Annotated in this window: 9 protein-coding genes; all 9 read left to right on the top strand. The window is 71.1% G+C overall.

What is annotated here, in order from left to right:
- Positions 1-52 precede the first annotated feature (52 nt).
- From ACH9D2_RS04485 to ACH9D2_RS04445, 9 genes are read left to right on the top strand one after another with little or no spacing between them, the layout of a single operon-like run.
- Complete coding sequence (locus ACH9D2_RS04485; RefSeq protein ID WP_396361555.1) at positions 53-1,600, top strand: ATP-binding cassette domain-containing protein; 1,548 nt, start codon at positions 53-55, stop codon at positions 1,598-1,600.
- 2 nt (positions 1,601-1,602) lie between these two features.
- Positions 1,603-2,679, top strand: coding sequence for an ABC transporter permease subunit (locus ACH9D2_RS04480; RefSeq protein ID WP_396361554.1), 1,077 nt, complete (start codon positions 1,603-1,605; stop codon positions 2,677-2,679).
- A gap of 32 nt (positions 2,680-2,711) precedes the next feature.
- Positions 2,712-4,199, top strand: a complete 1,488-nt coding sequence (locus ACH9D2_RS04475; protein WP_396361553.1) for an iron-containing alcohol dehydrogenase — start codon at positions 2,712-2,714, stop codon at positions 4,197-4,199.
- Positions 4,196-5,707, top strand: coding sequence for a xylulokinase (locus ACH9D2_RS04470; protein WP_396361552.1), 1,512 nt, complete (start codon positions 4,196-4,198; stop codon positions 5,705-5,707). The genes ACH9D2_RS04475 and ACH9D2_RS04470 overlap by 4 nt, the downstream gene beginning before the upstream one ends.
- The gene (locus tag ACH9D2_RS04465) at positions 5,704-6,543 is read left to right on the top strand and encodes an HAD-IIA family hydrolase (RefSeq protein WP_396361551.1); all 840 of its coding nucleotides are present in this window, start codon (positions 5,704-5,706) and stop codon (positions 6,541-6,543) included. The genes ACH9D2_RS04470 and ACH9D2_RS04465 overlap by 4 nt, the downstream gene beginning before the upstream one ends.
- 7 nt (positions 6,544-6,550) lie before the next feature.
- Positions 6,551-7,561, top strand: a complete 1,011-nt coding sequence (locus ACH9D2_RS04460) for a sugar-binding domain-containing protein (protein ID WP_396361550.1) — start codon at positions 6,551-6,553, stop codon at positions 7,559-7,561.
- 43 nt (positions 7,562-7,604) lie between these two features.
- The gene (locus ACH9D2_RS04455; RefSeq protein ID WP_396361549.1) at positions 7,605-8,591 is read left to right on the top strand and encodes a thiamine pyrophosphate-dependent dehydrogenase E1 component subunit alpha; all 987 of its coding nucleotides are present in this window, start codon (positions 7,605-7,607) and stop codon (positions 8,589-8,591) included.
- Positions 8,588-9,649 (top strand): alpha-ketoacid dehydrogenase subunit beta, encoded by a 1,062-nt coding sequence (locus ACH9D2_RS04450; protein ID WP_396361548.1) that lies wholly within the window; start codon positions 8,588-8,590, stop codon positions 9,647-9,649. Before ACH9D2_RS04455 ends, ACH9D2_RS04450 begins: the two co-directional genes overlap by 4 nt.
- Before the next feature lie 43 nt (positions 9,650-9,692).
- Entirely contained in the window at positions 9,693-9,935 is a 243-nt protein-coding gene (locus tag ACH9D2_RS04445; RefSeq protein ID WP_396361547.1) for a lipoyl domain-containing protein, read from the top strand.
- Positions 9,936-9,941: the final 6 nt, after the last annotated feature.

The raw sequence follows: 9,941 nt of genomic DNA, 5'->3' as shown, positions 1-9,941 counted from the left end.
AGCACCGCCCCACGACCCACTCCACCGCCCCGACGACACGACAGGAAGCATCATGAGCGGACAACCCATTGCCGATGGCCTGGTGTGCACCGGGCTGGCGAAGACCTACAGCGGGGTCACCGTGCTCAAGGGCGTGGACTTCGCCGTCAGGCCCGGCAGTGTGGTCGGCCTCATCGGCGAGAATGGGGCGGGAAAGTCGACCCTGAGTTCACTGATCACGGGTGTGGTCAAGCCCGACGGCGGCAGCATGACCCTGGACGGAAGGTCTTACGCCCCGACCGGCCCGTCCGACGCACTGGGCCAGGGTGTCGTGCTCATCCACCAGGAGATCCGGCTGCTGCCCGAGCTCACCGTCGCCGAGAACATCTTCCTCGGCCGACTGCCCATCCGCGGCGGACGCATCGACCGGGACCGGATGAACCGCGAGGCGGCGGACGCCCTGACGACCCTCGGGGTGGATCTCGATCCCCGGCGCCCGGTCCGCGGACTCTCCATGGGCCAGCAGCAGGAGATCGAGATCGCCAAGGCGATCAGCCGCCGGCCTCGCTACATCATCTTCGACGAGCCGTCGGCGTCCCTCGGGCAGAGCGAGACCGAGCACGTGCTCGATCGGATCCGGTTCCTGCGTGACAACGGGGTGGGGCTGGTCTACATCTCCCACCGCCTGGACGAGGTGCGCGAGGTCGCCGACGAGATCGTCTGCCTGCGCGACGGCGAACGGGTTGCCGCCTGGCAGGACAGAGGCGTCCCGAACGAGGAACTCGTCAACGCCATGGTGGGGCGCGAGTTCACCTTCCAGCACGTGGACCCCAAGCCCAGCGGGACCAGGACCGTGCTGGAGGTCCGCGGTCTCGGCCGCCGGGGGGTCTTCGCCGACATCGACTTCACGGTCGCGGAGGGCGAGGTCCTCGGCATGGCCGGGCTCGTGGGCGCGGGCCGCACCGAGGTCGTCCGGGTCATCGCCGGCGTCGACCGGCCCGACGAGGGGCAGGTCATCGTCGACGGCCGCCCCCTGGACAACTCCAGCCCGCGCTCCGCGATCCGTGCCGGCGTGGTGATGGTGCCCGAGGACCGCAAGGGACAGGGGCTGAACCTCGACCGCTCCGCGGCCGCGAACCTCACGCTCCCCTGGGAACGACAGCTGACGGACAAGGGCCTCGTCACCGAGAAGACCCTGCGCCGGATCGGGGAGGAACAGCGGGAGCGGCTCGACATCCGCGGCAACATGAGCCTGCCGGTCGGGTCGATGTCCGGCGGCAACCAGCAGAAGGTCCTCATCGGCAAGTGGCTGATCAAGGACCCCAAGGTGCTCATCGTCGACGAGCCGACGCGCGGCGTCGACGTCGGCGCCAAGATGGCCATCTACGAGATCATCCGGTCCCTGGCCGAGTCGGGGATCGCCGTCGTCGTCGTCTCCTCCGAACTCGAGGAGGTCCTCGGGCTGGCACACCGGGTGCTGGTCATGTCCGAGGGGTGCCAGCGCGGTGTGCTCACCCGGGACGAAGCCACCCCCCAGCGGGTCATGGCGCTCGCCGTTCCGGCCGATGCGGCGGCCGCGCCCCCGGCCGCTCCCACCTCAGACCCAGCCGAAGGAAGGTAATCATGTCCACCACCCACCGGGCCGCCGGCAGCGGCAGCCAGCCGACCAGCACGGGATCCGGCCGCGGACGGACGAGGGGCTCAGCCCCGGCGGGCGGGCCGCCGCAGCAGGACGGGCCGGGACGGCGCGCCGCCCACCTCGGCCTCAGGGCCTTCCACGCCCTGCCCGGGCCCCTGGTGGGACTCATCGGGGTGATGGTGGTGCTCTCCTTCATGTCGCCGTACTTCCTGACCTCGCGCAACCTCACCAACATCGTCACCCAGAACGCGTCCATCGGGATCATGGCCGTGGGGGCCGCGCTCGTGATCCTCGTCGGCGGCATCGACCTGTCCGTCGGCTCGACGCTCGCCGTGTCCCTCATGTCGACCGCGTGGCTGTTCCGCGACCAGGGGCTGCCGTTCTCGCTGTGCGTCGTCATCGGCCTCGCCGTGGGCGCCGCCGTGGGACTGCTCAACGGCCTGCTCTGGACGTACGGTCGCCTGCAGCCGTTCGTCGCGACGCTGGCCACGATGTCGATCGCCGCAGGCCTGGCGCTCTACCTGACCAACGGCAACCCGATCACCGGCTTCCCCTCCTGGTTCCTGTCCATCACCACCGCTGACGTCCTCGGTCTGCCGCTGGAGGGGATCATCCTGGTGGCGGTCTACCTCCTGGCCGCCTTCTGGCTGCGGTTCCGCCCCAGCGGCCGGGCGCTCTACGCGGTGGGCGGGAACGCCGAGGTCGCACGCCTGTCCGGCATCAACGTCGTGCGGCTCAGGATCGGCGTCTACGTCATCGCGGGTTTCCTCGCGGCCTTCGCCGGGATGATCGTGGGGTCGCGGCTCAACTCCGCGCAGCCCACGGCGGGCACGGCCGACCTGCTCAACGTCATCGCGGTGGTCGTCATCGGTGGCGCCAGCCTCTCCGGCGGCTCGGCCAGCATGCTGAACACGTTCATCGGACTGCTGATCATCGGCGTCCTCAACAACGGCATGTCGCTGCTCAACGTGTCCCCGAACCTCCAGCCGGTCGTCATCGGCATCGCGATCATCGTCGCGGTGCTCACCGACAGGGCCAGCCGGGCCCGGCAGTCCACCTGACCCGTCCCGCTTCCCCCACGAAGGAGAACCCCATGTCCGCGCAGACGTACACCGTCGAACCCGTCCAGTCCCTCCTGCGGGAGATCGACCCCCAGCACGAGCTGCCGCCGTGCGGCCTCCAGCGGCTGCTCCTGGGCAGCAACGCCGTCTCCGCCGTTTCGAGCACGGTCCAGGAGCTGCTCGCCGCGGCCGGCCGGTCGAGCCCTGCCGGCGACCGGCCGCGGGTCTCCCTCCTGGTCGACCGCACGCCCATCCTCCGATCGGGGGAGGATCTCAAAGAGCTCGTCGAGAACCAGCTGCGGGAGCGGTTCGACGTGGAGCGGACGGTCCTCGACGACGGCCAGCAGGAGCTGCACGTCGTCGAGCAGGTCCTCGACGACGCGTCCCGGGCTGCGGACGGCGCCGATGCCGTGGTCGCCGTGGGCGGTGGGACCATCAGCGACATCGGCAAGGTGGCGGCGCAGCGCGCCGGCCTGTCCGGCGAGCGGCCCGTGCTGGTCTCGGTGCAGACCGCGGCCTCCGTCGACGGCTACACGGACGACGTGTCCGTGGTCGTGCGGGAGGGCGTCAAGCGCACGGTGCCGTCCTGCTGGCCGGACGGCGTCGTCGCGGACGCCGAGACGATCGCCCAGGCTCCCGCCCGGATGAACCGCGCCGGCTTCGGCGAGATGACCTCCATGCTCGTCGCGCCGGCGGACTGGCGGCTGGCCTCGCTCGTGGGGACCGACGAGAGCTTCCGCCCGGGGCCCGTCCGGCTGCTCCAGGTCGTGGGCGAGGACATCGACAGCTGGAGCGCCGGCATCAAGGACGGCGAGCCGCAGGCGGTGGCCGCGCTCACGAGGGCCCTCGCGCTGCGCGGCGTCGTGACCGGTGTGGCGGGCAGCACCGCCGTGCTGTCCGGGATGGAGCACCTGATCAGCCACATGCTCGACCAGTACCACGGCGAGAAGCACCTGCCGATGGGCCTGCACGGAGCGCAGGTGGGGGCCGCCTCGGTGGTCGCGGCCGCCGCGTGGGAGATGCTCTTCGAGCGCCTGGCCGCCGACCCGGGACGTGTGCGGATCGACGACGCCGCGCTCGACCCCGACGAGGCGCACTCGCAGGTCCGCGCCGCGTTCAGCGCCGTGGATCCGACGGGCCGGATCGCCGGCGAGTGCTGGCAGGACTACTCCGCGAAGCTGCGGACGGTCACGGACCGGCGGCAGCGGATCGAGGAGGTGCTCCGGGCCTGGCCCGAGCACCGTCCGGAGCTGCAGGGCCTCATCCGCCCGAGCGCCGACGTCGCCGCCGGCCTGCGCGCGTCCGGGGCCGCCGCGACGTTCGAGAAGCTCGATCCGCACGTGGACCGGGAGCTGGCCCGGTGGGCGGTCGAGAACTGCGCCCTGATGCGCAACCGGTTCACGGTCGCCGACATGCTGCGACTGCTCGGCTGGTGGAACGAGGCGGACGTGGACGAAGTGTTCGACAGGGCCGGCCGTGCGGTGTCCGCCGCGGAGCAGGGTGGGAGGGGTTCCCGGTGAGCTACGACTACGTGATCGGCGTCGACTGCTCGACGACCGCGGCGAAGGCGGTGATCTGGAACGCCCACGGTGACGCCCTCTCCCAGGACCGCCGCGCCTTCGACCTGAGCCAGCCACGCCCCGGCTGGGGGGAGCAGAACGCGGAGGACTGGTGGGCCTCCACCGTGGCCGCGATCCGGCGAGCCGTCCAGACGGTCGACACCTCGCGCATCGGCGCTCTGTGCATCACCCACCAGCGGGAGAGCTTCGTCTGCCTGGATGACCGGGGGCTGCCGCTGCGCCCCGCCATGCTGTGGCTCGACACCCGGGCGACCGCGGAGGTCGAGGCGCACGGCACGGCGGAGGTCCACCGCATCACCGGCAAGCCACCGAACCCCACCCCCGCCTGGTACAAGCTGCTGTGGCTCGCCGCCAACGAGCCGGACCTGATCGGCCGCATCGGCAAGGTCGTGGACGTGCAGGGGTTCCTGGCCCAGCGCCTGACCGGCCGGTGGGTGACCTCCTGGGCGAGTGCCGACCCGCTGGGGCTCGTCGACATGGAGACCTTCGACTACGACGACGGGCTCCTCCGAGCGGTCGGGCTGGAACGGACACAGCTGAGCGAGCTGCGGGCCCCCGGCAGCGTTCTCGGAGAACTCGGCGAGGACGTGGCCGCACAGCTCGGGCTCCCGGCGGGACTGCCCGTCATCGCCGGCGCCGGGGACGGGCAGTGCGCCCAGCTCGGGACCGGGATCACCGCCGCGGGGCGGGCCTTCCTCAACCTGGGCACCGGGATCGTCTCCGGAACGCTCGCCGAGCAGTACTCCCACGGCATGGAGTACCGGACGCTGGCAGCGGCGATTCCCGGGGCGTACACGCTGGAAACCTTCCTCGGCGGGGGCACGTTCAACCTCAACTGGTTCGTGGAGAAGTTCTCCGGTGTCGACCCCCGGGCCCTGGGCCTGGACCTCACGCCCGAGCAGGTGCTCGAGACCGCCGCGGCCAAGCTGCCGCCCGGTGCGCACGGCCTCTTGGCCCTGCCCTACTGGGCCGGCGCGCTCACGCCGTACTGGGACCACAACGCCCGCGGTATCCTGTTGGGGCTCACCGGCGTGCACGGCAAGTCCCACGTCTACCGGGCGCTGCTCGAGGGCATTGCCTTCGAGCAGCGGCTGCTGACCTCGGGCGCGGAGAGGGTCCTGGCGCAACCGGTCACCGAGCTCATCGCCCTGGGCGGCGGCTCCCGCAGCGCGGTGTGGTGCCAGATCATCGCCGACGTCATGCAGCGCCGCGTGTCCGTGGTGAGGGAGCCCGAGAGCACGTGCCTGGGCGCCGGCATGCTCGCGGCAGCGGCCGTGGGCATCCACGAGTCGATCCCGGCGGCCGCGGCCGCGATGAGCGGGACCTCGACCTGCTTCGATCCCGAGGACGCGACCGCCGCGGTCTACGACCGCCTGTACCGGGTGTACCAGGACATCTATCCCGCCAACCGGGACCTGTTCGCCCGTCTGGCAGAGGCCCAGCCGTGACCGCCCCCGGGATCCGGGCCGCGGTCGGTGCCCCCGCCCGGATGTACGACGGTTACCTGTTCGACCTGGACGGGACCGTCTACCTGGGCGACGAGCTGCTGCCGGGAGCGCACGAGCTGATCACGACCCTGCGCGAGCAGGGACGGGAGACCCTGTTCCTGTCGAACAACCCGACGCGGGACCCGCAGATGTACGCCGACAAGCTCGGCCGGCTGGGCCTGCCGACCCCCACGAGCCACATCGTCAACACGGTCGTCACCATGGCCGCCTGGTTGCGGAAGGAGGCGCCCGGTGCCTCGGTCTTCGTGATCGGCGAGGAGCCGCTCGTGCGGGCGATCCGGGCGGCGGGCATCCGCACCACGGAGCGTCCCGAGGAGATCGACATCGTGGTGGCCAGCTACGACCGAGGCTTCGACTACCGCAAGCTCCAGATCGCCTTCGACGCGCTGTGGATGCACCGGCGTGCCCGGCTGGTCACGACCAACCCGGACGCCTACTGCCCGTTCCCGGGCGGGCGCGGGGAGCCGGACGCCGCCGCCGTCGTCGCGGCGATCGAGGCCAGCACCGGCGTGCGCTGCGAGGTCAACGTGGGCAAGCCCGCGCCCGTGATGCTGCGGACCGCCCTCGACATCCTCGGCCTTCCGGCGTCCGCCTGCGTGATGGTCGGGGACCGCCTGTACACCGACATCGCCATGGCCGTGGACGCCGGGATCGACTCCGCGCTCGTGCTGACCGGCGAGAGCACTCGTGAGATGGCGGACGCGCTGCCTCCGGACCGCCGGCCGACCTACATCCTGGAGCGCATCGACGAGCTCCTGGTTCCTCCGGACCGGTGACCGGGGCATGAGCAGCCGCACCGTACCTCGTGAGGTCGCCGACGCCGACCGGCTGCGGCTGATGGCCGTGGTGTCGAGGCTGTACCACATGCACCGGGTGAGCCAGCGCCAGATCAGTGAACGCCTGGGCCTGTCCCCGGCGCGTGTCTCCCGGCTGCTGCGCCAGGCGGAGGCGGAGGGGATCGTCAGCACCGTGGTCACCGTGCCGGAGGGTCTGCACCCGGACCTCGAGGACACCGTCGAGCGTTCCTGGGCGGTCAAGGAGGTTCACGTCGTCGACGTCCCGGGCCCGGACCTGGCGCCGGACCTCGGGCGGGCCGCCGCCCGTCTGCTGGCGGACGCGATGACCAGCCACGTCGTGGTGGGCTTCACCTCCTGGAGCCGCACGCTGCAGCACCTGGCGTTCGCCTTCCCGGCCCCGCTCCGGACCGCCACCCGCCAAGTGGTGGAGATGCTGGGCGACCTGGGTTCCCCGCTGCAGCAGCACTCGGCGGCGCGGGCGACCCAGGCCATGGCCTCGGCGCTCGGCGCCGACCCGGTGTTCCTGCGCACCCCCGGCGTGGTCACCACGCCCGCCCTGCGCGACGCAGCCCTGGCCGATCCGTACGTCCAGCGCGCGCTGCGCCTGCTCGACGCCGTTGACATCGCGCTGGTCGGCGTGGGTCCTCCGGCGGTGCACAGCCAGCTGCAGGCCGGGGACGGCTACTTCAGTCCCGAGCAGCTGGCCGAGGTGCAGGCCGCGGGGGCCGTCAGCCAGCTGAACCAGAGGTTCCTGGACCGCGCCGGCCGGCGGCTGGAGACGCCGCTCGACGAACTGGTCGTCGGCAGCACCCTGGAGCAGGTGGCGGCGGCCGGGCGGCGCGTGGTCGTGGCCGGGGGCCCTGACAAGCAGGAGCCCCTCGCGGCCGCGCTCCGCGGCGGCTGGGTGGACACGCTTGTCACGGACGTGACGACGGCGCGCTTCCTGACCGGAGAACTTCCGGACGGGGGTCTTGTCAGCCAGGTCACAACAGCTTAGAATTGAGATTCAGACAGTGAATAAAAATCCAAAGCGAGGAACCATGAACCTCTCACCAGACACGCTGCTCGAGATGCAGCGGCGCATGCTCCGCATCCGGCGCTTCGACGAGCGGGCCTCGAAGATGGTGAAGCGGGGGCAGATCCCCGGCACCGTGCACACGAGCATCGGCCAGGAGGCCCAGGTCGTCGGGGCCTGCATGGCGCTCGGCGACTCCGACTACATGTCCGGCAACCACCGCAGCCACGGCCACCCCATCGGCAAGGGGTCGCCGCTCGGGCCGCTGATGGCGGAGCTCGTGGGCAAGGCCACCGGCGTGTGCGGCGGCAAGGGCGGGTCGTTGCACCTGGCGGACTTCGCGGTGGGCAGCCTGGGGGAGTCCGGCATCGTCGGCTCCTCCATCCCGATCGCCACCGGTGCCGCCCTGTCCAGCAAGGTCCTCGACAACGGGCGCGTCGCCCTGGCCTTCTTCGGTGACGGCGCGGCGAACCAGGGGTGCCTGTACGAGGCGATGAACCTCGCCGGCGCCTGGGACCTGCCGGTGGTCTTCCTCTGCGAGAACAACCAGTACGCCCTCTCCACCCCGGCGCACACCGTGACCTCCGGCGTCATCGCCGAGCGCGCGGCCGGCTTCGGGATGCCCGGCGTCCGGGTCGAGAACGGGCAGGACGTGCTGGACGTGTACGACGCCGCCCGCGAGGCCGTGGAGCGGGCCCGCCGCGGCGAGGGCCCCACTCTCGTGGAGGTCGTGACCTACCGCTACAACGAGCACTCCGAGGGCCTGAGGCTGGGCACCGACTACCGGGACCAGGAGGAGCGGGCCGCCTGGCTCGAGAAGGACCCCATCGTCCTCTTCCGCGAGAGGTTGATCGCCGACGGCGTCGGCACCGAGGAGCAGCTCGACGCCCTCGAGGCCGAAGTGCTCGAGGAGGTCGAGGAGGCCTTCCGCTTCTCCCAGGACAGCCCCTACCCCGACCCCAGCGACGCTTTCAAGGACCTTTACACCGAACCGATCGGAGCACACCGATGACTGTCATGAGCTACCTCGGCGCCATCGGCGCCGCCCAGCGCGAAGCCATGGACGCGGACCCGAGCGTCGTCATCATCGGCGAGGACGTCGAGGCCAATGTCTACGGCACCACCGGCGGCGGGAAGTCCCGCTCCGACAAGGGCGACTTCCTGCAGATGTACGGTCCGAACCGGATCCGCAACACCCCGATCTCCGAGGAGGTCATCGTCGGCGCCGCGGCGGGAGCGGCCATGACCGGGTTGCGGCCGATCGTCGACCTGTCCTACTCGAGCTTCCTGTACATGGCCATGGACCAGTTCGTGAACCAGGTCGCCAAGAACCGTTACATGTTCGGCGGCCAGGCTTCGATCCCCGTGGTCTTCCGTTCGGCCATGTTCTACGGGCTCAACACCGGCGCCCATCACTCCGACCGCCCCTACCCCATGTTCATGAACGTGCCGGGGCTGAAGATCGTGGTGCCATCCAACCCGTACGACGCCAAGGGCCTGCTGCGCACCGCCGTCGACTCCGACGACCCGGTGCTGACCTTCGAGGCCTGCATGCTGTGGGGCACGAAGGGCGAGGTGCCCGAGGAGGAGTACAGGATCCCGTTCGGCGAGGCCCGGACGGTCCGCGAGGGCGGCGACGTGACGGTCGTGGCGATCTCCAGCGCCGTCCCCGAATCGGTCGCCGCCGCGGAGGCGCTGGCCGAGGAGGGTCTCTCGGTCGAGGTCATCGATCCCCGGACCCTCGTGCCGTTCGACGCCGAAGCGGTGATCCGATCCGTGCAGCGTACCGGCCGGCTGGTGGTGGCCGACCCGGCGCACCGGACCTGCTCGGCGGCGGCCGAGATCTCGGCCATCGTCGCCGAGGAGGCCTTCGAGTCGCTCCGGGCGCCCATCGTCCGTGTCACCACCCCGGACACCCAGATCCCGTTCAGCCCTGCCCTCGAGAAGCAGCTGTACCCCAACCGGAACAACATCGCCGAGGCGATCCGCCGCGTGACGGGAACGGGGACCGGCACGGCGGAGCGCGGGACGGGCTCGATGGACGAGCTGTCGACGCAGGCGCCGCGCTGAGCACCTGACCCGATTTGCACACCGAATCAGAAGGAGAGAGAACATGGCGAAGATCGAGGTCCTGCTTCCGCAGTGGGGCATGGGCATGAGCGAGGGCACCATCACCACGTGGCTGAAGAACGTGGGTGACAGCGTGGCCGAGGACGAGCCCCTGGCCGAAGTCGAGGCGGAGAAGGTGGAGGAGACCCTCGAGGCCCCCGCCACGGGAACGCTCGCGGAGATCGTGGTCCCCGAGGGCGAGACGGCCGAGGTCCGCGCCGTCGTGGCCTACATCGAGACCGACTGAGCGCGG

Origin of the sequence: Kocuria rhizosphaericola (genome assembly GCF_044462205.1) — a bacterium.
GTDB lineage: Bacteria > Actinomycetota > Actinomycetes > Actinomycetales > Micrococcaceae > Kocuria > Kocuria rhizosphaericola.
The sequence above is the reverse complement of the archived record's forward strand: the minus strand, read 5'-3'. Positions and strand labels throughout refer to the sequence as shown.

Bases quoted from the DNA above. Each gene is read 5' to 3' on its own strand.
- ACH9D2_RS04460 (WP_396361550.1), top strand. From the start codon at position 6,551: ATGAGCAGCCGCACCGTACCTCGTGAGGTCGCCGACGCCGACCGGCTG.
- ACH9D2_RS04455 (WP_396361549.1), top strand. From the start codon at position 7,605: ATGAACCTCTCACCAGACACGCTGCTCGAGATGCAGCGGCGCATGCTC.
- ACH9D2_RS04450 (WP_396361548.1), top strand. From the start codon at position 8,588: ATGACTGTCATGAGCTACCTCGGCGCCATCGGCGCCGCCCAGCGCGAA.
- ACH9D2_RS04480 (WP_396361554.1), top strand. From the start codon at position 1,603: ATGTCCACCACCCACCGGGCCGCCGGCAGCGGCAGCCAGCCGACCAGC.
- ACH9D2_RS04445 (WP_396361547.1), top strand. From the start codon at position 9,693: ATGGCGAAGATCGAGGTCCTGCTTCCGCAGTGGGGCATGGGCATGAGC.
- ACH9D2_RS04485 (WP_396361555.1), top strand. From the start codon at position 53: ATGAGCGGACAACCCATTGCCGATGGCCTGGTGTGCACCGGGCTGGCG.
- ACH9D2_RS04475 (WP_396361553.1), top strand. From the start codon at position 2,712: ATGTCCGCGCAGACGTACACCGTCGAACCCGTCCAGTCCCTCCTGCGG.